Consider the following 26315-nt stretch of genomic DNA (forward strand, 5'->3'; position numbering starts at 1 on the left):
GGCGCCTCATCCGAGGGGAACGTCGCCCACTCCGGCCGGGTCGGCGTCCCGCTCCTGGGCGCGCAGGGCCCGCGCCAGGTCGGACTCCGCCTCCCGCACGAGCCGGCGCAGCGCCGGGGGCGCGTCCGGGTGGGTGACCAACCAGGCCGCGGTCGCGTCGAGCGTGCCCCGGTCGGCGCCCTGCTGCGGGTAGAGCCCGCGGACGACGGACATGGCGATCTCGATGCTGCGCTCCGCCCAGACCCGCTCCAGGGCCGCGAAGTACCGCTCGGCGAAGGGCGCGAGCAGGTGTTCCTGCCCGCGCTGCGCGAAGCCGTCGAGGGTCGCCTCCACCAGCGCGTTGGACAGCCGGTCGGAGTCCACCACCTCGGCCCAGGCCCGCTCCTTGACCTCGGCCGAGGGCCGGGCGGCCAGGCAGCGCACCTGGTGGCGCCGGCCCGATGCGGTGTCGTCCCCGGCCAGCTCGGCCGCGAGTTCCGCCTCGCCGGCCAGGCCCGCGGCGGCCAGGGGTTCGAGGAACAGCCAGCGCAGCTCCTGGTCCACCTCCAGGCCCTCGATGCGTTCCTCGCCCGCAAGCAGGCCCTGGAGCAGCGCGAAGTCGGCCTCCGTGGCGGCGCAGCCGGCGAAGAACCGCGCCCAGGCCAGCTGGTGGTCGCCGCCGGGCGCCGCCCGCCGCAGCTCGGCGAGGGCGGCGGCGGCCAGCTCGCCTCCTGCGGCCTGCCGCCTGGCCGGGGCGGTGTAGGAGCCGAGCGCGTCGCGCGCCCAGGCGTGCACCATCTGGAGCACCCCGATCTCCGTCTCGCGCCCGGCGAAGTCCCGCACCAGGGCGAGGAAGTCCCGCGCGGGCAGCACGGCGTCCCGGGTCAGGTTCCACAGCGCGGACCAGCACAGGGCGCGCGCCAGCGGGTCGGTGAGGTCGCCGAGACGGCCGCGCAGCGTGCCGAGCGACACCGGGTCGAAGCGGGTCTTGCAGAACGTCAGGTCCTCGTCGTTGACCAGGACGAGATCGGGCCGCTCGGCGCCGGCGAACTCGGCCACCACGGTCCGCTCGCCCCGCACGTCCGCCTCGGCCCGCAGGTAGCGCTCCAGCGGCCCGCCCTCGCCCGCGCTCCGGTAGAGGCCGACGGCGACGCGGTGCGGCCGCAGCGTGGGGTGCTCGGCGGGGGCCGTCTGGCGGATGGCCAGCTCGCGGACGCGGCCCTCGGCGTCGTAGGCGAGCTCGGGGGTGAGGGTGTTGAGCCCGGCGGTCTGGAGCCAGGCCGCGGACCACTCCGCCATGTCGCGTCCCGAGGTCTCCTGGAGCACGGCGAGCAGGTGCTCCAGGCGCGTGTTGCCGAAGGCGTGGCGCGCGAAATAGCGGCGGGCGCCCTCGAAGAATGCCTCGCGCCCCACGTAGGCGACGAGCTGCTTGAGCACGCCGGCGCCCTTGGCGTAGGTGATGCCGTCGAAGTTGAGCTTGGCGTCCTGCAGGTCGCGGATGTCGGCCGTGATCGGGTGCGTGGAGGGCAGCTGGTCGGCCCGGTAGGCCCACGCCTTGCGGCGGTTGGCGAAGGTGATCCAGCCCTCGTGGAAGCGGGTCGCCTCCACCACCGCGAAGGCCCCCATGAAGTCGGCGAAGGACTCCTTCAGCCACAGGTCGTCCCACCACTCCATGGTGACCAGGTCGCCGAACCACATGTGCGCCATCTCGTGCAGCAGGGTGTTGGCCCGGCCCTGGTAGGCGGCGCGGGTCGTCCGGCCCCGGAAGACGTACTCCTCGCGGAAGGTGACCAGGCCCGGGTTCTCCATCGCGCCCAGGTTGTACTCGGGCACGAACGCCTGGTCGTACTTGCCGAAGGGGTAGGGGTAGCGGAAGGTGTCGTGGAAGAAGTCGAGGCCGGCCTTGGTGAGGGCGAAGATCTCCTCGGGGTCGAAGTGCCGCGCCAGGCCCTTGCGGCACAGCGCGCCGAGCGGGATCTCCAGGGTGCCGCCGTCGGGAAGCTCGCGCGTGTAGTGGTCGCGCGCGTGGTGGTAGGGGCCGGCGAGCACGCAGGTCAGGTACGTCGAAATGGGCTGGGTGACGGCGAACTCCCAGGTGGCGTACGCCGGATCGGCCAGCGGGGTGCGGGCGGTCTCCCGCCCGTTCGAGAGCACGGTCCAGTGCGCGGGCGCGGTGATCCGGAAGGCGTAGGGCGCCTTGAGGTCGGGCTGCTCGAAGTCGGCGAAGACGCGCCGGGCGTCGGCGGGCTCGTACTGCGTGTACAGGTAGACCTCGCCGTCCTCCGGGTCGGTGAAGTGGTGCAGCCCCTCCCCGGTGTGGCTGTACGCGCAGGCGGCGTCCACGACCAGCTCGTTCTCCCGGCGCAGCCCCGGCAGCGCGATCCGGCTGCCGTCGAACACCTTGTCGACCTGAAGCTCCTCGCCGTTGAGCGTGACCGAGTGCACCCGGGGCGCGAGCAGGTCGGCGAAACTCGCGGCGCCCTCCTCGGCGCAGGCGAAGCGGATGGTGGTGGTGGAGCGGAAGGTGCGCGGCCCGCCGTCCCCGCCGGCGGGCCCGGTCGCCGAGCGCAGGTCGAGGGCGACCTCGTAGCCGTGCACGGTCAGCAGCCGCCCGCGCTCGCGGGCCTCGTCGCGGGTCAGGTTCTCTCCTGGCACGGTGCGCTCCCTCAGGTCGTGTCGTGTGGATCTTCGTGGATCAGGCCGCGTCGTCGGATGCGGTGCCTCGCACGGCGGAGCATCGCAGCTCGTACGTGTCCGTACGCGCGCGATGCGGCAAGGCCGCGAGGTGCCGTGGCCGGCGGCGCGGCCCCACGAAGATCCGAACGGCGCGGCCTGATATCACGGTGGGCGCGTGTCAGCATGTCACGGGCCCGCGGCGGCACGCATTCGGGCGGCGTGGCGCGACGGCGCCGACGCCGGGCGGAATGCCGGGCGCCGGGCGGAATGCCGGGGGGCCCGGCCGCGTTGCCGCGGCAACGGCCCGAATTCCGCAGCGACCGCATGCGCGTAGTGACGAGGAGCAGTTCATGACCGACAAGGCGACCGAAGCGCCGGAGAAGACGCCTGCCGACTTCTGGTTCGACCCGCTCTGCCCCTGGGCGTGGATGACCTCCCGGTGGATGCTGGAGGTGGAGAAGGTCAGGCCGGTCGAGGTCCGCTGGCATGTGATGAGCCTCTCGGTGCTCAACGAGCCGCGCCTGAACGAACTGCCCGAGCGGTACGTGAAGTTGATGGAGACGGGCTGGGGCCCGGTGCGGGTGTGCATCGCCGCCGAGCAGCGGCACGGCAACGAGGTGCTCGGCCGCCTCTACACCGAGATCGGCACCCGCTTCCACCCGCAGGGCCGGGAGAACAGCAAGGAGACCCTGGCCGAGGCGCTGGTCGCGGCCGGGCTGCCCGCGGATCTCGCCGACGCTGCCGACTCGACGGAGTGGGACGAGCAGGTCCGCGCCTCGCACAAGACGGGCATCGACCTGGTCGGGCAGGACGTCGGCACCCCGGTGATCTCGGTGCCTGGCGCGGACGGCTCCCCGATCGCCTTCTTCGGCCCCGTGGTGACCCCCGCGCCGAAGGGGGAGGCGGCGGCCCGCCTGTGGGACGGCACGCTGCTGGTCGCCTCGACCCCCGGCTTCTACGAGATCAAGCGGACCAGGGACGTCGGCCCGCAGTTCGACTGACGCCCGCCGGCGGGCGTCCGGTGCGCGCACCCGGCGCCCGCCCGCCGGTCCCCGCAGCAAGGAAGGGCCCCCGCGCGACGCCTCCGCGCGGGGGCCGCTCCCTGCCCCGCGCCGCCCGCCCCGGGAGGGGCTGAGAAGACGATCGGGCGGCCGGGGAGCGTGGGGCGGGGACGGCCGCGGGCCCGGCCGCGCCCCGCACCTCCCGGGGCCGTGCGCCCGGCCGTGGGCGCCGGGCTCAGGGGGCGAGCAGCAGGCCCGCGGCGCGCTCCCGCGCCGCGGCGTAACGGGCCGCCACGTCCTGCCAGTTCACCACCCGCCACATCGCCTCGACGAAGTCGACCTTCTGGTTGCGGTACTGCAGGTAGAAGGCGTGCTCCCAGGCGTCGAAGACCAGCAGCGGCACCGCGCCCTGGCCGACGTTGCCCTGGTGGTCGTACACCTGCTCCACCACGAGTCGGCCGCTGACCGGCTCGTAGGCCAGCACGCCCCAGCCCGAGCCCTGGGTGGTCGCCGCGGCCTTGGACAGCTGCGCCTTGAAGCGGGCGAAGGAGCCGAAGGACTCCGCGAGCGCGTCGGCCAGCTCCCCGGTGCCGTCCTTCTCCAGCGGCTCCCCGCCGCCGTCGCCGCTCATGTTGCCCCAGTAGATCGAGTGCAGGATGTGGCCGGAGAGGTGGAAGGCCAGGTTCTTCTCCAGGCCGTTGATCGCCGCCCAGGCGTCCTTCTCCCGCGCCTGCGCCAGCTGCTCCAGGGTGTCGTTCGCCCCCTTCACGTAGCCCGCGTGGTGCTTGTCGTGGTGCAGCTCGATGATCTCCCCGCTGATCACCGGCTCCAGCGCCGCGTAGTCGTAGGGGAGCTCGGGGAGGGTGTACGTGGGGTGCGTCGCCATGCCGTTGCCCATCTCCACTAATTGCGAGTCGATTGCAATAACACGCTATCAGCAACAAGCCGCGCCTGCCCCGCGCCGCCCCGCTCCGCGGGCGGCCCCGCGGGCGGCCCGGCGGGACCCGGGCATGTCGCGAACGTCACGGCCGGAGGCGGCGGCGGGTCGGCTAACGTCGAGGAGCCGGCCAAAACGCCTCGTCACGCCAGGGAGTTGCCTCATGAGCACCGCCGTTCTCGCCGACCTCGTGCCCGCCGCCACCCTGCCGAGGGCCCGGGTGCGGGACGCCGCGCTGATCGTCGGCGGAGCCGCGCTGACCGGCGCGGCCGCCCAGCTGTCCCTCCCCGTCCCCGGCTCCCCGGTCCCCGTCACCGGGCAGACCTTCGCCGCCCTGCTCGTCGGCGCCTCGCTCGGCACCGGCCGCGGCCTGCTGTCGATGCTGCTGTACACGCTGGCCGGGGTCGCCGGCGCGCCCTGGTTCGCCGAGGGCTCCTCCGGCTCGGGCGCCCCCTCCTTCGGCTACGTCATCGGCATGACCGTGGCCGCGGCCCTCGTCGGCGCCCTCGCCCGCCGCGGCGGCGACCGCACCGCCCTGCGCACCGTCGGCACCATGGCCGTGGGCACCGCCGTCATCTACGCCTTCGGCGTGACCTACCTCGCCCTGGACACCGGCATGTCGGCCGCGGCCGCCGTGGACGCGGGCCTGACGCCCTTCCTGTTCGGCGACGCCCTCAAGGCCGCCCTCGCCATGGGCGCCCTGCCCGCCGCCTGGCGCCTGGCCGGGCGGGCCTGAGAAAAAGCCGCATGACAGACTCGGGGGCATGCGCGTCTACCTCGGTTCCGACCACGCCGGTTACGAACTCAAGGCCCACCTGATCGACTGGCTCTCCGGCCACGGCCACGAGCCGGTCGACTGCGGCCCGCACGCCTTCGACGCGGACGACGACTACCCGCCCTTCTGCCTGCGCGCCGCCGAGCGCACCGCGGCCGACCCCGGTGCGCTCGGCGTCGTCATCGGCGGCTCGGGCAACGGCGAGGCCATCGCGGCCAACAAGGTCAAGGGCGTGCGCTGCGCACTCGCCTGGAGCGAGGAGACCGCGCGCCTCGGCCGCGAGCACAACGACGCCAACGTGCTCAGCGTCGGCGCCCGCATGCACAGCACCGACGAGGCCACCTCCTTCGTCGCGGTCTTCCTCACCACCGCCTACTCGGGGGCCGGGCGGCACAGCCGCCGCATCGACATGCTCACCGCCTACGAGACCGAGGGCATCCTGCCCCCGCTGCCCGACGGGAACTGACCGCGGGATGCCGGAAGGCCACACCATCCACCACCTGGCGGCGCGGTTCGAGGCCGCCTTCGGCGGCGGCCGGCCGGTGCGGGTGGACAGCCCCCAGGGCAGGTTCGCCGAGGGCGCCGCCCTCCTCGACGGGCTGCCCCTGACGGCCGCCCAGGCACACGGCAAGCACCTGTTCCTCGGCTTCGGCGACCCGGCGGCCACCGGCTGGGTCCACATCCACCTCGGCCTGTACGGCAAGGTCGCCTTCGGCAGCGGCACCGCGCCCGCCCCGGTGGGCCAGGTCAGGCTCAGGCTCGCGAGCGCCGAGGGCTACGCCGAGTTGCGCGGCCCGAACGCCTGCGCCCTCGTCGCCGAGGAGGAGCGGCTCGCCATCGCCGCCAGGCTCGGCCCCGACCCGCTGCGCCCCGACGCCGACCCGGAACGCGCCTGGCGCCGCCTCGCCGCCGCCCGCACCAGCCTCGCCGCCCTGCTGATGGACCAGAAGGTGATCGCGGGGGCCGGCAACGTGTACCGGGCCGAGGTCCTCTTCCGGCAGGGCATCGACCCCTACCTCCCCGGCCGCGCCCTCGGCCGCGCCGCCTGGGAGGCCCTCTGGGCCGACCTCGCCGCCCTGATGCGCGAGGGCGCCAGGCACAACCGCATCGACACCGTCAGGCCCGAGCACACCCCCGAGGCCATGGGCCGCCCGCCCCGCGTGGACGACCACGGCGGGGAGGTCTACGTCTACCGCAGGGCCGGGCAGCCCTGCCTGGTGTGCGGCACCGAGGTGCGCACCGCCACCCTCGCCGCCCGCAACCTCTTCTGGTGCCCCGCCTGTCAGCCGCCCGGGGCCCAGGGCGCGCCCAACAGCCGCCCCGGCAAACGAACTTCCGCCGAATCACGCTGAGTTGGCGCGTTTGTCGGCCGCTGACCGTATGCTCTGGCCTCACCAGGGGCGTGTCGGGGCGGTGAGGGCGGGGTGCTGATGCGAGCGTGGGCGGCGGCGTCAGAAGCCGAAGGGCAGCCAGGGAGCCACCGGGCTGCCGAACGCGGTGGCGGCGGGCGCGAGCGTGCCCTTCCGCACCTCGGACACCTGCCCGGCCGCCGCCAGCGCCGCAAGCGAGGTGCCGCCGAGATGGGCGGCGCCCAGGGCCCGGACCGAGACCCGCAGGTCCGGCGCGTCCCCGGTCCGCTCGCACACCGCCCCCTTGGGCCCGCCGCACAGCCGCCACCGCCCCGCGTTCCACGGGCAGAACTCGTCGGCGACCTCAAGCACGACGTCCACCTCGGCGGCATAGGCCCGGGCGGCCAGGGCCGCGCCGACGTCCACCAGCCGCAGGTGCAGCCGGTCCACCAGCCGCGGGCGGCAGCGGCGCGGGTCGGAGACCAGGCTCAGCAGCGGGTCGTCCACCGGCCGGTTCCGCAGGGACACCGTCGCCATCAGGTCGATGCCGCACAGGTAGCGCAACAGCGCCGCGTACGCCGCCGGATCGGCCGCGTCCAGGTGCCGCACCAGCACCCGCCCCTTCGGCACCGTCTCCTCCCAGGAGGGCTTCAGGGCGAAGCGGGCGTACCCGGCGAGTTCGCCGTCCCGCTCGGCCAGCACGCAGCGCAGCGCGGAGGCGCCCTCCCGCTCGCCCGGCGGGTCGAGCACCATCAGCCGCGCCCAGCGCGTGTCCCGGTGCACCATCCCCGGCCGCCCCGGCACCAGCCGCGCGTACAGCTCCTCGCAGCGGTCAAGCACCGCCGCCGGCTCCTCCACCCGCAGCCGCAGCCCGTCCGTCCCCGGCGGCTCCGCGACGGTCACGTGGACCGTCTCGATGTCCGCCTGCAGGGCGTGCGCCGCCGTGCCGTAGCCGAAGCGGCCGTAGATCCCCGCCTCGGAGGCGGTCAGCACCGCCAGCGGCTCGCCGCGCTCGCGGCAGTCGTCAAGTTCCCGCCGCATCAGCTGCCGCAGGATTCCCCGCCTGCGGTGGGTGGCCGCGACGTGGACCATCGTCACCCCCGCCGCGGGCGCCGGCCTCCCGCCCGGCAGGTTGATCCGCAGCGGGAAGGCGCTGGCCGAGCCGACGATCCGGTCGGCGTCCCAGACCGCGATCGACCGCTCCGGCTGGATCAACTCCCGCCACAGGGCCCGCTCTTCCTCGGACTCCAGCACGCCGCCGAAGGCCCATTCCACCGCGCGGTACCACGCCTGGAGGTCGGACTCGCCGAGTTCCCGCAATTCGATCGTCATGCACACAGCACTACCAGGGCACACCCGCGCGAGCGACGCAATTTCGGCGCCTTGCCGCACGCCTGCCCCCCGCGGGGCGCGGCGGGGGTTCGACGCGCCGCCGAACGGGTGGATAGGGTCCCAGGTCATGGCACGCGGCACTAGCACGGCACCCAGGGCGGACCGGTGGCACCGGGCGCGCAAGGCCGTGCACCGCGCCCGCACCGGCCTGCGCCGTTCCGCCGTGGACTACTTCCGCGGCGACGGCTCGGACTGGCTGGCCTTCGCCGCCCTGCTGCTGACCGTGCCGCTGTTCGGCGGCGCCACCGTGGCCTGGCCCGACTGGTGCCCGCCCGAGTCGCTGGTGCTTTCGCTGGTCGCCGGCGGCCTGCTGCTCCGCCCGGCCAGCCTCCTCGGCCTGTACGCGGTGGTGGCCACGGCGCTCGTGCTGGAGACCGTGATCGTGGACGCCGACGGCAGGGTCGCCGACCCGGTCACCCCCGGCAGCATCCTGGTCGTCGCGAGCGTCGCCCTCAGCGGCCTGCTGATAGCCCAGTTCCGCAGCCGCGTCGGCGTGCCCTGGCGGCGCGGCGGCACGATGCTCTTCGACCTGCGCGAGCGCATCAGGGCGCAGAGCGCGCTGCCGCCCCTGCCGCGCGGCTGGCACCGGGACATGTCGCTGCGCCCGGCCGGCGGGCAGTCGTTCTCCGGCGACTTCGTGGTCGCCACCAGGACCGGCCCCGGCCGCCGCACCCTGGAGGTGGTGCTCGCCGACGTCTCGGGCAAGGGCATGGACGCCGCCTCCAGGTCGCTGCTGCTCTCCGGCGCCTTCGGCGGCCTCCTCGGCTCCCTCCCGCCGCACGCCTTCCTGCCCGCCGCCAACGGCTACCTGCTGCGGCAGAGTTGGGACGAGGGCTTCGCGACGGCCGTGCACCTCGTGCTCGACCTGGACACCGGCGACTACGAGCTGCTGTCCGCGGGCCACCTGCCCGGGGTCCAGTTCAACGCGGGCGCCGGCCGCTGGCAGGAGATCGCCGCGGTGGGCCCGCTGCTCGGCGTCTACGACGGCGCCGAGTTCCACCCGGCCAAGGGCACGCTGCGGCCAGGCGACGTGCTGATGCTCTTCACCGACGGCCTGGTCGAGCGGTCGGGCCGCGACCTGTCCGAGGGGATCGACCGGCTCACCGGCGAGGCGGACCGCTACGTGGCCACCGGCTTCCGCGGGGCCGCCTGGCACCTGATCGAGGCGGTCGCCAAGGACGTCAACGACGACCGCGCGCTGCTGCTCATCGGCCGGGAGTGACGCGGAGGGCGGCCTGGGCCGACGCGCGGCGGGCGGCCGGGGTGATCACCCGCAGGGGGCGGATCGCCTTCGCCGGGCGTGGCCCGCGCGCCGCGCGCCCCCGTGCAGGCCCGGCCGCCTTCGCCCCGGCCGCGGGGCGCCGCCGCGGCGCCGCCCGGCTGGGCCGATCGGCGGCCCGCCGGCCGCGGCGCCGGATGCGGGGCGGCGCCCGGTGGCCTTGGCTCGGTGGCATGACCGCCCTTCCCCCGCCCCTGTCCCTGGTGGGCGCCCCGCTCCTGGCCGCCCTCCTCATAACGCGACCCGCCGCCCTGCCCCCCGCCTCCGCCGCCTCCCCGGAACCGGCGCCCGCCCCCGCGACGGCCGGCACCCCCGTGGCGCAGGCACCGCCGGGGCCGCCGGGGCCGCTTGGGCACGGCCCGAACGGCGCATGGCCTGCCCTCGCGCGCCCCTTCGGACCTCCAACGCATCAACTCCCCGCGCCACCGGCTCCGTTCAACCGGTTCGCCCCGGCCGATCCGCTCGCTCCGGCCGATCCGCTCGCCCCCTTCGAACCGGCCGGACCCGAGGAGGCCCCCCAGCCGCCCGGCCCTTGGGAGGCGGCCGCCCCGCCCGCCCCCGCCGGCCCGGGCGACCCGGCGGAAGGGGCCCTCGCCGCCGTGCCGCCCGGCCCGTTCGACCTGTTCGCCCCGCCGGGACCCGTGGCCCCGCCCGGCGCGTTCGCCGTCCCGGACGGGGAGTTCGACCCGACGGACCCGCTCGGCCTGCTCGGCCCGCCCGCGCCCCCCACCCCGCCGGGGAACCCCCCGCCGCTCCCCCCGCCCGCCGCGGACCCGGGATGCGCGCCGGAGGAAGGGCCGCTGGAGGAGGGGGCGGCGGAGGAGGGGGCGGCGGGCCCGCCCCCGGCGCCCGCGGCGGGCGCACCGCCGCCGCTCACGCCGCTCCCCACGTGGGAGGCGCCCCCCTGGTTCGCCGCGCTCCCGCCCGCAGGCGAGGCCGCAGCGGAGGGGGCAGGCTGCGGGTTCCGGCCCGGCGATCCGGCCGCGGGAACCCCCTGGGACGCGCCGGTCACCGGGCCCGGGGCCTGGCGCGCCCCGGTGACCGGCTTCCCGGTCTCCGCCGCGTACGGCACCCCGGGCTCCTGGGCCGCGGGCCACCACACGGGCGTGGACTTCGCCGCCCCGGCCGGCACCCCGGTGCACGCCGCGGGCCCCGGCGTCGTCGAACAGGCCGGGCCCGCCGGCGACTACGGCAAGGCCGTGCTGCTGCGGATGGAGGACGGCACCTACACGCTGTACGCCCACCTGTCACGGATCGGCGTCGCGGAGGGAGAGGGGGTCACCGCGGACACGGTGCTCGGCGACTCGGGCAACACCGGCAACAGCACGGGGCCACACCTGCACTTCGAGGTCAGGTCACACCCCGGCTACGGCTCCGACCTCGACCCGGAGGCGTACCTGACCGGCCACGGCGCGGCGGGCCTCTGAGCGGCGGGGGCGGGGGGCGGCCCTCACCCGGCCCGCCCCTGCCCGGCGGGCTGCCCCACCCGCGTCGCCTCGTGCGTGAAGGCCCAGTCCATCCGCGGCTCCACCAGGTAGTGGAAGACCCGCCGGACCGGCCCGGTGCACAGGGCCGTCATCAGCACCGCGGCGATCAGCGTGATCACCACCCGGCCGCCCGGGGAGTCGGCGCCCGGCGCCTCGTACCAGCCCCACCAGCGCGAGCCCTGGATGAAGAAGCCGTGCAGCAGGTAGCCGTAGATGGTCCCGGCCCCCAGGGCGGTGAACCACATCCGGCGGCCGGGCACCAGAGCCAGGAAGCAGGCCGTCAGCAGCAGGCCGCAGCCGAACAGCGCCAGGCTCAGCAGCACGCCGGCCCACGGCTCGGCGCCCATCTCCTGGGCGCTGCTGGTCCGGTAGAACCAGCCCGCGTCGACGTGCGGGGCCGCCCAGTACGCCAGGCCGAGCGCCACCGGCAGCAGCACGGCCGCCGCCACCCGTGCCCCGGGGCGGCGCACCAGTTCGAAGTGCTCCCGGCGCAGCTGCAGGCCGAGCACGAAGTACGGCAGCAGTTGCAGGATGCGCTGCAGGTTGAGGTCGCTCCCGATGTGCGGGGACACGGACCCCACCGCGGCGATCCCGAGCGCCACCGGCAGCGGCCGGCGGACGATGCGCCACACCGGCGCGGTGAGCCGCCACACGAAGAGCGCGACCAGGAACCAGGTGACGTAGAAGGGGTCGAGCACGCTGAGCGGGTAGTCCGGGTCCGCGTCGCCCCAGCGCTTGAAGAGGACGTAGAGCACCTCGAACACCAGGTAGGGCGCCCCGATGCCGGTGATGAGCCGCCTGAGCTGGTCGGGGCGGCCCGTGAAGCCGCGGGAGAAGTACCCGGCGATGAGGATGAACGCCGGCATGTGGAAGGCGTAGACGAACAGGTACAGCGCCGCCGCCGTCTGGGAGTCGCCGCGCATCGGGGACCAGGCGTGCCCGAGGGCGACCAGGACGATCGCCAGGTACTTGGCGTTGTCGAAGAAGGGGTCGCGCGGCTTCGGCGTCAGCTGGGCCGAACCGTCCGTGACTGCCGGTGGGGGGTCGGCCGCTGTCCCCCGCGCCGCGGACGGGGGGGCCTCTTGATTACGGACGTGCAACATTGTGCGCACGATAGTACGCGCCGGTGCCATCCGTAAATTCCGCCTCCGTTATGTCCGGGCGCTATTCGAGACGGCCCCAAGGCCCATTGCGACGTGGGGGAACGCGGGCGTGGACGACCCGAGGTCCCGCGGAATGGGGCCCACAACTGTCCCGAATCATGTGGTTTGCCCCTCATGAAAGGGGCGTATCACCTGGGGCGCGTTGTGGTCAACTCGCGCCCATTCCTTGGTAAAAGGATTCTCCCGGTGTGACCTGTGACCTTTATCGTCGCCGTCCCGCCGGGACCCGTGAATTGTGCCCGCGAACGGTCACGCCGCCTAACGGGCGGGTAACTGTCCGGCCCGGCGCGGGAGATGGGGGAGCGCCCACCTGCGCATCCGGACGGAGCGTCACCGCTCTCCCCGTCCCCCGTAGTTGATGGCACGATGGTCTCTGCGGGGGTGCGGCGGCCGTGGTCAAGCCCCTGATGGAGCAGAGGCGAACCTTCCGTAAGGTGTGATCAGTTGTGGTTATCTCGTTCTCGCTGGCCCTCCTGTTCGGCGTGATCATGTTCTTCATGGTCCGTGGTGGCGTCATAAGGTGGGGCCCCGCGATCGTCGCGATCCTCTTCGGCTTCTCGCTCGCCTCGACCGGCGCCGCCGACCCCATAAACGACTTCCTCCAGTCGGTGAGCGACGGCATCAACGACGTCGACGACTCCATCAACAACACGGACAACCCGTAACGGCTGAAATCGGTAGAACCGGCACATGCGGGCCGCCCCCGGCCCGCGGGAGGCCACGACCCCGCGCCCGCCGGTGCGTGCCGGAGCCCCTCCGGCACGCGGTCGGCCGACGGGCGAGACCGCCGCACGGCCGGTGCACGGCGCGCGGCGATGCCCCCTGCGTATGGCCGCCGCCGGGGCCCAGGCCGGCTCCAGGGCGCGCCCGCGCCCTGGAGCGCGCAATGCCGCGCGCGAGCCGGGCGTGCGAGGGCTGCCGCGAGACGTGGCGGCGGCGGAGAGATCCGGCCGGGCGCCGCGAGGGGGAGGCGCGCCTCCCGGCCCGCGTGCGTGGGGGCCGCGCAGGGGAAGAGCCGGGAAGCCCCGGCGGAGCCGGCTGCCGAACCGGGACGACAGGGAAGCCCGGAAAGACCCAGGAAGACCCGGAAAGCCCGGAAAGAACAGCAGTGGAGCGGGCGACGGGAATCGAACCCGCGTAGCTGGTTTGGAAGACCAGGGCTCTACCATTGAGCTACGCCCGCGAGCCGGAGGGCCGAGAGGCCACCGGGGCCGACGGAATGACCGGCGGCCGGCACGCACTGCATCGTAGCAGCGCCGCGGCGCACCGCCGCGGGCGGCGACGTCCGGCCCCCGCACTGCCCTCGGCTCCGCTCCCGTTCCCCTCCCACACCGCTCCACCCCCTCCTCGTTCCCCGCCGTTCCCCGCCGTTCCCCGCCGCTCCTCACCGCCGCGCATGCTCCCCCCGGCCGCCCCGGCCCGGCTCGACGCCGGCGGCGGCCGGTGCCCCGGGCGGGCGTGGACCCGGCGCCGCCCGGATCGCGCGCGGCGCTGTACGCTACGTGTCGCGTCGTGAGCCAGGACGGGGTGTGGCGCAGCTTGGTAGCGCGTCCGCTTTGGGAGCGGAAGGCCGTCGGTTCGAATCCGGCCACCCCGACCACGTCCGGGACCGCGCGGCGGACCGCGTAGTATTTGAGTGGCCTGCGCGCCTGTGGTCTGCCCGCTTGCGGGGCGCCCCCAGGAACACCTCGCAACAACCCGATGTCAGCCCCAAGGAGACCGACCGTGAAGAGCGCCGTGGAGACTCTGAACCCCACCCGGGTTCGGCTCACTGTCGAGGTGCCCTTCGAGGAGCTCAAGCCCAGCCTCGACGCGGCGTACCGCAAGATCAACCAGCAGGTCCAGGTGCCCGGCTTCCGCAAGGGGAAGATCCCGGCCCGCATCATCGACCAGCGGTTCGGGCGCGGCACGGTCCTGGAGGAGGCGGTCAACGACGCGCTCCCGAAGTTCTACTCCGAGGCCGTCACCGAGGGTGAGATCAGCCCGCTCGGGCAGCCCGAGGTGGACATCACCGAACTGCGGGACAACGAGCTGCTGACGTTCACCGCCGAGGTCGACATCCGGCCCGAGATCACGATCCCCGACTACTCGGGGATCGAGGTCACCGTGGACGCCGTCGAGGTCGGCGACGAGGACGTGGACCAGGCCGTCGAGCGGCTGCGCGAGCGCTTCGCCTCCACCACGGTCGTCGAGCGCCCGGCCGCCGAGGGCGACGTGGTGAAGATCGGGCTTGAGGCCAAGGTCGACGGCGAGGTCCTGGAGGACGGCGTCGCCCAGGGCGTGAACTACACGATCGGCTCCGGCCAGATGCTCGACGGGCTCGACGAGGCGGTCACCGGCCTTGAGGCCGGCGGCACCGCGACGTTCACCAGCGAGCTGAAGGGCGGCTCGGCCGCCGGCCGCGAGGCCGAGGTCACCGTCTCGGTCGAGACCGTCTCGGCTCGTGAACTCCCCGAGCTGGACGACGACTTCGCCCAGCTCGCGAGCGAGTTCGACACCTTGGACGAGCTGCGCGCCGACAGCCGCAGGCGGCTGATCGACGAGCGCAAGTACCAGCAGGCCACCGAGGCCCAGGAGAAGGTGCTCGACGCCCTCCTGGAGCTGGTCGAGGTGCCGATCCCGCAGAAGCTGCTCGCGGACGAGATCGAGACCCGCAAGCACAACCTGGAGCACCACCAGCTCCCCCAGCTCGGCATGGACCTGGAGGGCTACCTCAAGCTCCAGGAGAAGACGGCCGAGGAGTTCGACGCCGAGCTGAAGGAGCAGGCCGAGAAGGGCATCCGCACCCAGTTCGTGCTCGAAGAGGTCGCCAAGCAGGAGAAGGTCAACGTCAGCCAGGAGGAGCTCACCGAGCACCTCATGCGCCGCGCCCAGACCTCGGGCATGAGCCCCGACCAGTTCGCGAAGGCCGTCGTCGAGGGCGGCCAGGTCCCGATGCTGGTCGGCGAGGTCACCCGGGGCAAGGCCCTCGCCGCCGTCGTCGAGTCCGTCACCGTCAAGGACTCCAACGGCGAGCCGGTCCGCCTCGACGAGGACGAGGAAGAGGCGGCGGAGGAGGCCACGGAGGCCGCCGCCGAGTCCACCGAGAGCGACGAGGCCGCCGGGAACGCCGAGGCCGCGGCCGGGGAGGCGGGCGGCGAGGCCGCCGGCGCCGAGGGCAGGACCGAGGACTGAGCGGGAGCAGCCGGGGGCCGGACGTGGGACGTCCGGCCCCGCGCGCCACCCGGCCCTGACCCTGCGCTCACAGCGAACAGTTCCCTGGTCGGGATGGGTCTGTCGGCACGCCGCGTTAGGGTCCGTAGGTACAACGCAGATGTCAAGCGACGGCCGCCGGGCGCGAGGCCCGGGGCCGTCCGGAATGAGCAGGTGGGTACGTACGTGACGCTCTCGATGCCTTCCGCCATGGCGGAGCCGGTGACCGGCAGCCTCGGTGATCAGGTCTACAACCGGCTGCTCAGCGAGCGGATCATCTTCCTCGGTCAGCCGGTGGACGACGACATCGCCAACCGGATCACGGCGCAGCTCCTCCTCCTGGCGGCCGACCCGGACAAGGACATCTTCCTCTACATCAACAGCCCGGGCGGTTCGATCACGGCAGGCATGGCGATCTACGACACCATGCAGTACGTGAAGAACGACGTGGTGACGATCGCCATGGGCCTGGCCGCGTCGATGGGCCAGTTCCTGCTGACGGCGGGTGCCCCCGGCAAGCGCTACGCGCTGCCCAACGCGGAGATCCTCATCCACCAGCCGTCCGCGGGCCTGGCCGGGTCCGCCACCGACATCAAGATCCACGCCGAGCAGCTGCTGCGGACCAAGCGCAAGATGGCCAAGCTGTCCGCCCAGCACTCGGGCGTCAGCGAGGAGCAGTGGGAGCGGGACGCCGACCGGGACCGCTGGTTCTCCGCCGAGGAGGCCAGGGACTACGGCCTGCTCGACCGTGTCATCACCAGCGCGGCGGACATCGCGGGCGGCGGCGGCACCGGCGCGTAGCCGCGCCCCGCCGGCACCCAGCCCCGATCGCAGCCAAGACCCAAGGCGGTTAGACACCTGATGAACAGTTTCCCCGGCTCCGGCCTCTACGACCGGCTCCCGGCCGAGTCCCGCTACATCGTCCCGCGCTTCATCGAGCGGACCTCCCAGGGCGTGCGCGAGTACGACCCGTACGCGAAGCTCTTCGAGGAGCGGGTGATCTTCCTCGGGGTGCAGATCGACGACGCCTCCGCCAACGACGTGATGGCCCAGCTGCTCTGCCTGGAGTCGATGGACCCCGACCGGGACATCCAGATCTACATCAACAGCCCGGGCGGCTCGTTCACCGCGCTGACGGCCATCTACGACACGATGGAGTTCGTCAAGCCGGAGATCCAGACCGTCTGCATGGGCCAGGCGGCCTCGGCGGCGGCCGTGCTGCTCGCGGCGGGCACCCGCGGCAAGCGCATGGCCCTGCCGAACGCGCGGGTCCTCATCCACCAGCCGTACTCGGAGACCGGCCGCGGCCAGGTGTCCGACCTGGAGATCGCCGCGCGCGAGGTCCAGCGGATGCGCACTCAGCTGGAGGAGATGCTCGCCAAGCACTCCACCAAGCCGATCGAGCAGATCCGCGACGACATCGAGCGCGACAAGATCCTCACGGCCGAGGAGGCCGTCGACTACGGCCTGGTGGACCAGATCATCACGACCCGTTCGACGACCGCCGTCTGAGGCCGCCGCCGCAGCCCGCGGCGGCCCGCGGCGCCGCGCCCGGCACCGCCCGGGCACGGCCGCGGCACCCGCGCCACCGCGCGCGAGCACCACTCGGCACCACTCGGCAGCACTGCACGACAACGCCCACACAGGCGACCGGCACCACACATCAGGACAACGACTGGCCGTCCCCTTTTGACGGGAAGGCCCCGCACAGGGGGATTCCCGTCAAGGGGGGCCATTCCGCCGGGGCGACAGGGTACCGTCGTCTTCAGCAAGCATGAGCGCATCGTCTCCCGGCGGTGCGCAGGCGAAGGGGAAGCACCTCGTGGCACGCATCGGTGATGGCGGCGATCTGCTCAAGTGCTCGTTCTGCGGCAAAAGCCAGAAACAGGTGAAGAAGCTCATCGCGGGGCCGGGGGTCTACATCTGCGACGAGTGCATCGACCTGTGCAACGAGATCATCGAGGAAGAGCTTGCGGAGTCACCGGACTCGGAGCTGAACGAGCTCCCGAAGCCGCGTGAGATCTACGACTTCCTCGAGAGCTACGTGGTGGGCCAGGAGGACGCCAAGAAGGCGCTCTCGGTGGCCGTCTACAACCACTACAAGCGGGTGCGCGCGAACGAGGCGGAGGGCGCCTCCCGCGACGAGGACATCGAGATCGCGAAGTCGAACATCCTGCTCCTCGGCCCGACGGGCTCGGGCAAGACCCTGCTCGCCCAGACCCTCGCGAGGATGCTCAACGTCCCGTTCGCCATCACCGACGCCACCGCCCTCACCGAGGCGGGCTACGTCGGCGAGGACGTGGAGAACATCCTGCTGAAGCTGATCCAGGCGGCCGACTACGACATCAAGAAGGCCGAGCAGGGGATCATCTACATCGACGAGATCGACAAGGTCGCCCGCAAGAGCGAGAACCCGTCGATCACCAGGGACGTCTCCGGGGAGGGCGTCCAGCAGGCCCTGCTGAAGATCCTGGAGGGCACCACGGCCGCGGTGCCGCCGCAGGGCGGGCGCAAGCACCCCCACCAGGAGTTCCTCCAGATCGACACGTCGAACGTGCTGTTCATCGTGGGCGGCGCCTTCGCCGGGCTCGACGACATCATCCGGGCCAGATCGGGCGCCCGCGGCATCGGCTTCGGCGCCGACATCCGCTCCAAGCACGACCGGGACAGCGCGGCGCTGCTCGCGGACGTGCTGCCCGAGGACCTGGTGAAGTACGGCATGATCCCCGAGTTCATCGGCCGGCTCCCGGTCATCACCTCGGTGCACAACCTGGACCGCGAGGCCCTGCTCCGCATCCTCGTCGAGCCGCGGAACGCGCTGGTGAAGCAGTATCAGCGGCTCTTCGAACTCGACGGCGTCGAGCTGGAGTTCGACCTTCCGGCGCTGGAGGCCATCGCCGACCAGGCGATCCTGCGCCGCACTGGCGCCCGCGGCCTGCGCGCCATCATGGAGGAGGTCCTCATGTCCGTGATGTACGAGGTGCCCTCCCGGCAGGACGTGGGCCAGGTCGTCATCACCGAGGACGTCGTCCGCTCCAACGTCAACCCGACGCTCGTGCCGCGTTCCCGGCTGGCCAAGCAGCGCGGCACCACCGCGCCGCCGCACGAGAAGACGGCCTGAGCGCCGCCCGCGCTTCCCTTCACGGCCCCGGGGCCCGGACGGCGATCCGTCCGGGCCCCGGCGCCTGCCGCCGCCCCCGGCGACGGCCTACTGCCCCGCCTCCTGGAGGGAGTCGGCGCGCAGCTGCGCCGTGGCGGCCGCCGCCTCCTCCATGTCCACCGGGGTGGGGCCCTCGGCGGTCTGCCTGAGGCTGACGGTCAGGGCCATCGTGCTGCTGTCGGCCCAGGCGCAGATCGGAACCGTGATGTCGACGCCCTGGTTCTGCCCCGCGGCCAGCTGGCACTGCATCACCACGCCGTCCGGCAGCCCGTCGGGAGTGACCCGCTGGGGCTCGCCCTGGAGCGCCAGGCCGCTCTGCTGGGAGAGGGCCTGCTCGGCGCCGTAGGCGAAGGCCGCGTCCATGGCGCTCTCCGGGTCGCCGACCTCGCCCCACAGGCCGATGACGTTCATCGAGGTGAGCTGCCTGTCGCCCAGATCCTGGGGGCCGCTCAGCTGCGCGGCCTCCTCGGGGGTGACGCCGCCCAGATAGGTGCCGCTTGTTCCGTTGGCGTCGGCGAGCCCCAGCGCCGCCAGCTCCTCGGGGTCGAGGTCGGAGACGTTCTGCGCCGGCTCGGCCAGCGTGAAGTCGCCCGAGGTCTCGGGCAGTACCAGGGTGTAGGAGCCTGCGGAGCCGCCGCCGGGCGTCCCGGCGTCGCCGTTCGCGCCGCTCTCCTCGTCGTCGCCGTCTCCGCCGAGGAGGAAGATCGCGCCTCCCACCACGGCGGCGAGCGCCACCACCGCGGCCACCACGATGCCCGTCCTGCGGCCTCCTCCGCCCCCGCCGCCGCCCTGGGGCGGTGCGGGCGGCCCTGCGGGCGGCTGCGCCGGGGGCTGCCCGTGGGGCTGCGGCCCCCAGGCGCCGGCGGGCGCGGGCGAGGCGCCGCCCTGGGCCGGCGGCCCGAAGCCGGAGCCGCCGGGGGCGCCGCCCTGCGGCGCGTAGGGGCTCGGCCCGCCCGGCTGCTGCCCCTGCGGCGGGCCGTAGGGGCCGGGCCCGCCCGGCGGCGGTCCGGGGGGAGGCTGCTGCCCGTAGGGACCTGGCTGGTCGTTGCTCATGACACCACTCCTCGGGAGGCGGCTGGTTCGGGGGCTTTGGCACATCCTTTCGGACCGGGCCGCCGGGCGGCCAGGCGCCCCCGGGAACGGATTCGAACCCATGACATTCCGCCTTTAGACTGAGCGCCGTGACCGAGAACACTCAGCCGCCCACGCACGGGTCAGACAGCGCCCCAGCCGATCTGCCGACGCAGTACACGCCGGCCGACGTAGAGGAGCGGCTGTACGAGCGCTGGGTAGAGCGCGGTTACTTCGAGGCGGACGCCGGCAGCGCCAAGGAGCCGTACGCCATCGTCATCCCCCCGCCGAACGTGTACGGCAACCTGCACCTCGGCCACGCCCTGGAGCACACGCTGATCGACGGCCTCACCCGCCGCAAGCGCATGCAGGGTTACGAGACGCTGTGGCAGCCGGGCATGGACCACGCGGGCATCGCCACGCAGAACGCGGTCGAGCGGCAGCTCGCCAAGGAGGGCAAGTCCCGCCACGACCTGGGCCGGGAGGCGTTCGTCGCGCGCGTGTGGCGCTGGAAGGCGGAGTCGGGCGGCCAGATCGCCGGGCAGATGCGGCGCCTCGGCGACGGCGTGGCCTGGTCCCGCGACCGCTTCACGATGGACGAGGGCCTGTCCCGGGCCGTCCAGACGATCTTCAAGCGGCTCTACGAAGAGGGCCTGATCTACCGGGCCGAGCGCATCATCAACTGGTGCCCGCGCTGCCTGACCGCGATCTCCGACATCGAGGTCGAGTACCAGGAGGACGACGGCGAGCTGGTCTCGCTGAGGTACGGCGAGGGCGAGGACTCCGTGGTCGTCGCCACCACCCGGGCCGAGACGATGCTGGGCGACACCGCGGTCGCCGTCCACCCCGACGACCCGCGCTACACCCACCTCGTCGGCCGGCAGATCGCGCTGCCGCTGACCGACCGCACCATCCCGGTCGTCGCCGACCCGCACGTCGACCCGGAGTTCGGCACCGGCGCGGTCAAGGTCACCCCGGCCCACGACCCGAACGACTTCGAGATCGGCCGCAGGCACGGCCTGCCCCAGCTGACGATCATGGACGAGAACGCGGTGATCACCGCGCACGGCCCCTTCCAGGGCCTGGACCGCCTCGAGGCGCGTTCCGCCGTGGTCGCCGCGCTGCGCGCCGAGGGCCGCGTCGTCGCCGAGACCCGCCCCTACCGGCACTCGGTCGGCCACTGCTCCCGCTGCGGCACGACCATCGAGCCGCGCCTGTCGATGCAGTGGTGGGTGAAGGTCGCGCCGCTGGCCAAGGCCGCGGGCGACGCCGTCCGCGACGGCCGGGTCACCATCCACCCCAAGGAGATGTCCTCCCGCTACTTCGAGTGGGTGGACAACATGCACGACTGGTGCATCTCCCGGCAGTTGTGGTGGGGGCACCGCATCCCCGTCTGGTACGGGCCGGACGGGGAGACCGTCTGCGTCGGGCCGGACGAGCAGCCGCCGGCGGGCGAGGGCTGGCACCAGGAGACCGACGTCCTCGACACCTGGTTCTCCTCGGCCCTGTGGCCGTTCTCCACCCTCGGCTGGCCGGAACAGACCGAGAGCCTGGCGAAGTTCTATCCGAACACCGTCATGGTCACCGGCTACGACATCCTCTTCTTCTGGGTCGCCAGGATGATGATGTTCGGCCTGTACGCGATGGAGGGGGAGCCGCCCTTCCGCACCATCGCGCTGCACGGCATGGTCCGCGACCAGTACGGCAAGAAGATGTCCCGGTCCTTCGGGAACGTCGTGGACCCCCTGGAGTGGATGGACGCCTACGGCGCCGACGCGGTCCGCTTCACCCTGGCCCGCGGCGCCAACCCGGGGGTCGACATCCCCATCGGCGAGGACTGGGTGCAGGCCTCGCGCAACTTCGCCAACAAGATCTGGAACGCCACCCGCTTCGCCCTCCTCAACGGCGCCACGGTCCGCGGCCCGCTGCCGGGGCCCGAGGAGATGTCGGCCACCGACCGCTGGGTCCTCTCCCGGCTGAACTCGGTGATCTCCGAGACCGACACGTACTACGACGACTACCAGTTCGCCAAGGTCAGCGACGCGCTCTTCCACTTCGCCTGGGACGAGGTCTTCGACTGGTACGTCGAGCTGTCCAAGTCGGTCTTCGCCGGCTCGGCGGCCGGCGGCAGGTCCGCCGAGGTCACCCGCCGGGTGCTCGGCGAGGTCCTCGACGTCACCCTGCGGCTGCTGCACCCGGTGATGCCCTTCGTCACCGAGGAGCTGTGGACGACGCTGACCGGCGGCGAGTCCCTGGTCGTCGCCGACTGGCCGCGCGACTCCGGCTTCCGGGACGCGGCCGCCGAGGAGGAGATCGCCGCCGTCAGGCAGCTGGTCACCGAGGTCCGCAGATTCCGCGCCGACCAGGGCCTCCAGCCGGGCCAGCGGGTGCCGGCCACCCTCGACCTCGCGGGCACCTCCCTCGGGGCGCACGAGGAGGCCATCCGCTCCCTGCTGCGCCTCCAGCCGGCCGGCGAGGGCTTCTCCGCCACCGCGACCCTGCCGGTCGCCGGGGCGACCGTCGCCCTCGACCTCTCGGGCGCCATCGACTTCGAGGCCGAGCGCAAGCGGCTGCAGAAGGACCTGGCCGCGGCCGAGAAGGAGCTGGCCCAGACCTCGGGCAAGCTCGGCAACGAGAGCTTCCTCGCCAAGGCGCCCGACCACGTGGTCGAGAAGATCAGGACCAGGCGGGCCGCGGCCGAGGAGGACATCTCCCGCATCCGCACCCAGCTCGCCAGGCTGCCGTAGGGCGCCCGCCGCGCCGCCGCCCCGGGGCGGGTCCCGGGCGGCGGCCGCGGTGGGGCTGTCGGCGGCGCTCCGTAGACTGGGGGTGTGAACGACCGCCCCCCCTCCGGCTCCCCCGACCCGTACGACGCGCACTCGTCCGGCGACCCGTCCGGCGCCTCCTCCGCCGGCTCGCCGGGCGGCGGCTCCGACGAGGCGTTCGACGAGATCGTCGCCGAGGAGCGCGACCGCGACCCCGACCTCGCCGTGATCGAGGCCGGAAGCCGCACGCTGCGCGCCCAGTCGGGCCCGCCGCGCGGCGGCGACCTGCCGGGCAGGCCCGAGGACCCGGAGGTGGACCGGGCGCTGCGCGAGGTGGAGACCGAGCTCGCCAAGCGCTGGCCGGAGACGAAGCTCGACCCCTCGGTGGTCCGCATCAGGGCGCTGATGGACGTGCTCGGCGAGCCGCAGCGCGGCTACCCGTCGATCCACATCACGGGGACCAACGGGAAGACGAGCACCGCCCGCATGATCGAGACGCTGCTCGGCGCCTTCGAGCTGCGCACCGGCCGCTTCAGCAGCCCGCACGTGCAGTCCATCACCGAGCGGATCAGCCTGGACGGCGCCCCGATCCCCGCCGAGCGCTTCGTGGCGGCCTACGAGGACATCAAGCCCTACGTCGAGCTGGTCGACTCCAGGGAGCAGTACCGGCTGTCCTTCTTCGAGGTGCTGACGGGCATGGCGTACGCGGCCTTCGCCGACGCCCCGGTGGACGTGGCGGTCGTCGAGGTCGGCATGGGCGGCACCTGGGACGCGACGAACGTGATCGACGGCCAGGTGGCCGTGCTCACCCCGATCAGCCTCGACCACACCGAGCGGCTCGGCGGCACGCCCGCCGAGATCGCGGTGGAGAAGTCGGGAATCATCAAGCAGGGCGCCCGGGTGGTGCTGGCGCAGCAGCAGATCGACGCGGCCTCCGTCGTGCTGAGGCGGGCCGTCGAGGTGGACGCCACGGTCGCCAGGGAGGGCCTGGAGTTCGGCGTGCTCTCCCGCGAGGTGGCGGTCGGCGGCCAGCTGCTGACGCTGCGCGGCCTCGGCGGCGACTACGAGGACGTGTTCCTGCCGCTCTACGGCGAGCACATGGCGCACAACGCGGCGGTCGCCCTGGCCGCCGTCGAGTCCTTCTTCGGCGTCGGCGACGGCAGACCGGCCCGCCCGCTCGACCCCGAGGTGGTGCGGGGCGCCTTCGCCTCGGTGACCTCCCCCGGCCGCCTCGAGGTGGTCCGCTCCAGCCCGACCGTCCTCCTGGACGCCGCGCACAACCCGGGCGGCGCCCAGGCCACGGCCGCGGCCGTCACCGAGGCGTTCGGCTTCAGCCGCCTCGTCGGGGTGATCGGCGCCAGCCAGGGCAAGGACGTGCGCGGCATGCTCGAAGCCTTCGAGCCGGTCCTCACCGAGCTGGTCGTCACCCGGAACACGAGCCACCGGGCGATGGACGTGGACCGGCTGGCCGCGCTGGCCGTCGAGGTGTTCGGCGAGGAGCGGGTGCAGGTGGAGCCGCGGCTCGACGACGCCATCGAGGCGGCGATCTCGCTGGCCGAGGAGGAGGACGAGTACGCCGGGGCCGGGGTGCTGGTCACCGGCTCGGTGATCACGGTCGGCGAGGCCAGGCTGCTGCTCGGGGGTGGACGCTGATGCGCACGCTCTGCGCGAGCACGCTCGCGGGCGAGTTCGTGGTGATCGGCCTGGCCGGGCTGGCCACGATGCGCCTGTCCGACGGGCTTTCGGCCGGCACCGTCTGGTGGGTGAGCGGGGTGGCCATGGCCCTGTGCCTGCTGCTGTGCGGCCTGGTGGGGCGGCGCGTGGGCGTGCCGCTCGGCTGGGCGCTGCAGGTGGCGCTGGTGGCCGCCGGTTTCGTGCTGCCGGTGATGTTCGGGCTCGGCGCCGTCTTCGCCGGGCTGTGGTGGGCCTCGGTGCACTTCGGGCGGCAGATCGACGAGATACGCGCGGCCCGCGCCGCCGCCGCTCCCTCCTCCGCGCCCTCCTGAGGCGGCGGCCCGGCGGAACGCGGCCGGCCCTCCAGGGCGGGCGGCGGGTTCGCCCGGACGTCACCCGGGCGCCGTGCGGCCGTCGTTCAGGCGTCGCCGCGAGTTGTGAGGGGCGGGCGACGTGGGCCCCGGCGGTCCGGGTAATGTTGCTGACCCCCCGTCGTTTCGCCTTTCTTGTGGCGCGACGGCGGCGCCCGCCGGCCGGTGGTCCTCGACGCGTCCCCCCGTTCGGCAGTCCGTCACCCCGGTGACGCCCGTCATCCGCCAGCAACGTTCACCGCAGGAGCCGCCTCCATGAGCCAGCGCACTGTAGTCCTTCTGAAGCCGGACGCGGTCGGCAGAGGACTCGTCGGGAAGATCCTCGCCCGCATCGAGCGCAAGGCGGGCTGGACGATCAGCGCCATGGAGCTGCGCACCCTGGACCGGGCCACGCTGGAGACCCACTACGCGGAGCACGCCGGGCGGCCGTTCTACGAGCCGCTGATCGAGTTCATGTCCTCGGGGCCGAGCGTGGTGCTCCTCGTCAGCGGCGAGCGGGTGATCGCGGGGATGCGCGCCCTCGCCGGCAAGACCGACCCGATCGAGGCCGGCCCCGGCTCCATCCGCGGCGACTTCGGGACGACCGTCCGGGAGAACCTGATTCACGCCTCGGATTCCGAGGAGTCCGCGGAACGGGAGCTGAAGATCTTCTTTCCCGAACACGCCTGAGTGGGGTTGACGCGCCGTCAGGACACGCGGGCCCGCCCGAATGCGTGAGCCCTTTGCGGTATGTACAGTCGATCGTGCGGAACCCGTCCCCCGTTTGCCACGTCACCATGATGGAGGGTCGGCCGGGTTCCGCCGACAATGGCGAAAGCGGCGCTCCGGCGCTCCGTGTTCGACCGGCCGTGGATACGATGGCATCCCCACTTGCCCGGTGGCCCGCCCCGTCCAGCGGGAGGGACTCCAGGCGCCTCGTTCATCGCACCCTCCGCCGACCTCCCGCACAAATCGCTCCAGCTGGAAGGCCAGATGTATCCCTATGGCGAACAATATGTCGTTCATCGGCCGTGACATGGCAGTCGACCTCGGGACGGCCAACACGCTGGTGTACGTCAGGGGTCGAGGGATTGTCCTCAACGAACCATCGGTCGTCGCCATCAACACCAACACCGGTGGCATTCTCGCGGTCGGCGCCGAGGCGAAGAAGATGATCGGCCGCACCCCGGGCAACATCGTCGCGGTCCGTCCGCTGAAGGACGGGGTCATCGCCGACTTCGAGATCACCGAGCGGATGCTCCGCTACTTCATTCTCAAAATTCACAAGCGGCGTTATCTCGCCCGCCCCCGGGTGGTCGTCTGCGTGCCCTCGGGCATCACCGGGGTGGAGCGGCGCGCGGTCATCGAGGCCTCCACGCAGGCCGGCGCCCGGCAGGTGCACATCATCGAGGAGCCGATGGCGGCCGCGATCGGCTCCGGGCTCCCCGTGCACGAGGCGACGGGGAACATGGTGGTCGACATCGGCGGCGGCACCACCGAGGTCGCCGTCATCTCGCTCGGCGGCATCGTGACCGCCCAGTCGATCCGCGTGGCCGGGGACGAGCTGGACAACGCGATCATCCAGCACATCAAGAAGGAGTACAGCCTGCTCCTCGGCGAGCGCACGGCCGAGAGCATCAAGATCACCATTGGCTCCGCCTACGACATGGACGCGGACGAGCACACCGAGATCCGCGGGCGTGACCTCGTCAGCGGCCTGCCCAAGACCGTGGTGATCTCCTCGGCCGAGGTCCGCAAGGCGATGGAGGAACCGGTCAACGCGATCGTGGACGCCGTCAAGACCACGCTGGACAAGTGCCCGCCCGAGCTCTCGGGCGACGTGATGGACCGCGGCATCGTCCTCACCGGCGGCGGCGCCCTGCTGCGCGGCCTCGACGAGCGGCTGCGCCGGGAGACCGGCATGCCCATCCACATTGCGGAGGACCCGCTGGACTCGGTCGCGCTCGGCTCGGGCAAGTGCGTCGAGGAGTTCGAGGCCCTGCAACAGGTGCTCGACGCCCAGCCGCGGCGGTGAGCGTGGCCTGAGGCCGCGGCGGTTCGCCGC

At 73.3% G+C, this 26315-nt stretch carries 21 protein-coding genes and 2 tRNA genes; 17 read left to right on the forward strand and 6 right to left on the reverse strand.

Annotated features, from left to right (window positions below):
• Positions 1–6: 6 nt before the first annotated feature.
• Entirely contained in the window at positions 7–2634 is a 2628-nt protein-coding gene (gene pepN / locus D7294_RS27270; protein WP_120684434.1) for an aminopeptidase N, read from the reverse strand.
• A gap of 371 nt (positions 2635–3005) precedes the next feature.
• Between pepN and D7294_RS27275 the strand changes: the two genes are divergently transcribed.
• Positions 3006–3656, forward strand: a complete 651-nt coding sequence (locus tag D7294_RS27275; RefSeq protein WP_120684436.1) for a mycothiol-dependent nitroreductase Rv2466c family protein — start codon at positions 3006–3008, stop codon at positions 3654–3656.
• A gap of 235 nt (positions 3657–3891) precedes the next feature.
• On the opposite strand, the gene D7294_RS27280 is transcribed toward D7294_RS27275, so the two are convergent.
• Positions 3892–4542, reverse strand: coding sequence for a superoxide dismutase (locus D7294_RS27280; protein ID WP_120684487.1), 651 nt, complete (start codon positions 4540–4542; stop codon positions 3892–3894).
• Between the two features lie 214 nt (positions 4543–4756).
• Between D7294_RS27280 and D7294_RS27285 the strand changes: the two genes are divergently transcribed.
• The 3 genes from D7294_RS27285 to D7294_RS27295 are packed head-to-tail and all read left to right on the forward strand — an operon-like array spanning position 4757 to position 6720.
• Positions 4757–5329 carry a biotin transporter BioY gene (locus D7294_RS27285; RefSeq protein WP_120684438.1) on the forward strand — a complete coding sequence of 191 codons (573 nt, stop codon included), beginning with the start codon at positions 4757–4759 and terminating at the stop codon, positions 5327–5329.
• A gap of 28 nt (positions 5330–5357) precedes the next feature.
• Positions 5358–5834, forward strand: a complete 477-nt coding sequence (locus tag D7294_RS27290; protein ID WP_120684440.1) for a ribose-5-phosphate isomerase — start codon at positions 5358–5360, stop codon at positions 5832–5834.
• A 7-nt stretch (positions 5835–5841) separates the two neighbouring features.
• Complete coding sequence (locus D7294_RS27295) at positions 5842–6720, forward strand: Fpg/Nei family DNA glycosylase (protein ID WP_120684442.1); 879 nt, start codon at positions 5842–5844, stop codon at positions 6718–6720.
• 99 nt (positions 6721–6819) lie between these two features.
• On the opposite strand, the gene D7294_RS27300 is transcribed toward D7294_RS27295, so the two are convergent.
• On the reverse strand, positions 6820–8049 hold the full coding sequence (locus D7294_RS27300) for a GNAT family N-acetyltransferase (RefSeq protein WP_120684444.1): 1230 nt from the start codon (positions 8047–8049) through the stop codon (positions 6820–6822).
• A 127-nt stretch (positions 8050–8176) separates the two neighbouring features.
• Here D7294_RS27300 and D7294_RS27305 point away from each other — a divergent pair, with 127 nt between their 5' ends.
• Positions 8177–9331: a PP2C family protein-serine/threonine phosphatase gene (locus D7294_RS27305; RefSeq protein ID WP_120684446.1), complete on the forward strand. Its 1155-nt coding sequence runs from the start codon at positions 8177–8179 to the stop codon at positions 9329–9331.
• A 656-nt stretch (positions 9332–9987) separates the two neighbouring features.
• Entirely contained in the window at positions 9988–10815 is an 828-nt protein-coding gene (locus tag D7294_RS27310; protein ID WP_120684488.1) for a M23 family metallopeptidase, read from the forward strand.
• Between the two features lie 23 nt (positions 10816–10838).
• Here the strand turns inward: D7294_RS27310 and D7294_RS27315 are convergent, their stop codons facing one another.
• Complete coding sequence (locus D7294_RS27315; RefSeq protein WP_120684448.1) at positions 10839–11978, reverse strand: acyltransferase family protein; 1140 nt, start codon at positions 11976–11978, stop codon at positions 10839–10841.
• A 506-nt stretch (positions 11979–12484) separates the two neighbouring features.
• Here D7294_RS27315 and D7294_RS27320 point away from each other — a divergent pair.
• On the forward strand, positions 12485–12703 hold the full coding sequence (locus D7294_RS27320; protein ID WP_120684450.1) for a hypothetical protein: 219 nt from the start codon (positions 12485–12487) through the stop codon (positions 12701–12703).
• Between the two features lie 444 nt (positions 12704–13147).
• On the opposite strand, the gene D7294_RS27325 is transcribed toward D7294_RS27320, so the two are convergent.
• Positions 13148–13221, reverse strand: a tRNA-Gly gene (locus D7294_RS27325).
• A 340-nt stretch (positions 13222–13561) separates the two neighbouring features.
• Between D7294_RS27325 and D7294_RS27330 the strand changes: the two genes are divergently transcribed.
• The 5 genes from D7294_RS27330 (at position 13562) to clpX (ending at position 18351) form a co-directional block, all read left to right on the forward strand.
• Positions 13562–13638, forward strand: a tRNA-Pro gene (locus D7294_RS27330).
• 125 nt (positions 13639–13763) lie between these two features.
• Positions 13764–15212 (forward strand): trigger factor, encoded by a 1449-nt coding sequence (gene tig / locus D7294_RS27335; protein WP_120684452.1) that lies wholly within the window; start codon positions 13764–13766, stop codon positions 15210–15212.
• Between the two features lie 204 nt (positions 15213–15416).
• On the forward strand, positions 15417–16031 hold the full coding sequence (locus D7294_RS27340) for an ATP-dependent Clp protease proteolytic subunit (protein WP_277751120.1): 615 nt from the start codon (positions 15417–15419) through the stop codon (positions 16029–16031).
• A 60-nt stretch (positions 16032–16091) separates the two neighbouring features.
• On the forward strand, positions 16092–16742 hold the full coding sequence (locus D7294_RS27345) for an ATP-dependent Clp protease proteolytic subunit (protein WP_120684454.1): 651 nt from the start codon (positions 16092–16094) through the stop codon (positions 16740–16742).
• Positions 16743–17052: 310 nt separating this feature from the next.
• Positions 17053–18351, forward strand: a complete 1299-nt coding sequence (clpX, locus tag D7294_RS27350; protein ID WP_120684456.1) for an ATP-dependent Clp protease ATP-binding subunit ClpX — start codon at positions 17053–17055, stop codon at positions 18349–18351.
• An 87-nt stretch (positions 18352–18438) separates the two neighbouring features.
• Here the strand turns inward: clpX and D7294_RS27355 are convergent, their stop codons facing one another.
• Positions 18439–19443: a hypothetical protein gene (locus D7294_RS27355; RefSeq protein WP_120684458.1), complete on the reverse strand. Its 1005-nt coding sequence runs from the start codon at positions 19441–19443 to the stop codon at positions 18439–18441.
• A 128-nt stretch (positions 19444–19571) separates the two neighbouring features.
• Here D7294_RS27355 and D7294_RS27360 point away from each other — a divergent pair, with 128 nt between their 5' ends.
• The 5 genes from D7294_RS27360 (at position 19572) to D7294_RS27380 (ending at position 26285) form a co-directional block, all read left to right on the forward strand.
• Positions 19572–22208 carry a valine--tRNA ligase gene (locus tag D7294_RS27360; RefSeq protein WP_120684460.1) on the forward strand — a complete coding sequence of 879 codons (2637 nt, stop codon included), beginning with the start codon at positions 19572–19574 and terminating at the stop codon, positions 22206–22208.
• Positions 22209–22292: 84 nt separating this feature from the next.
• Positions 22293–23879 carry a bifunctional tetrahydrofolate synthase/dihydrofolate synthase gene (gene folC / locus D7294_RS27365; protein ID WP_120684462.1) on the forward strand — a complete coding sequence of 529 codons (1587 nt, stop codon included), beginning with the start codon at positions 22293–22295 and terminating at the stop codon, positions 23877–23879.
• Complete coding sequence (locus D7294_RS27370; RefSeq protein ID WP_120684464.1) at positions 23879–24232, forward strand: DUF4233 domain-containing protein; 354 nt, start codon at positions 23879–23881, stop codon at positions 24230–24232. The genes folC and D7294_RS27370 overlap by 1 nt, the downstream gene beginning before the upstream one ends.
• Positions 24233–24526: 294 nt before the next feature.
• Positions 24527–24940, forward strand: coding sequence for a nucleoside-diphosphate kinase (ndk, locus tag D7294_RS27375; RefSeq protein WP_120684466.1), 414 nt, complete (start codon positions 24527–24529; stop codon positions 24938–24940).
• A gap of 325 nt (positions 24941–25265) precedes the next feature.
• A complete protein-coding gene (locus tag D7294_RS27380; RefSeq protein ID WP_120684468.1) occupies positions 25266–26285 on the forward strand; it encodes a rod shape-determining protein in 1020 nt (339 codons plus the stop codon).
• The last annotated feature ends 30 nt before the right edge of the window (positions 26286–26315 follow it).

The sequence above is a fragment of the Streptomyces hoynatensis genome (assembly GCF_003626535.1).
GTDB classification, from domain to species: Bacteria; Actinomycetota; Actinomycetes; order Streptomycetales; family Streptomycetaceae; genus Streptomyces; species Streptomyces hoynatensis.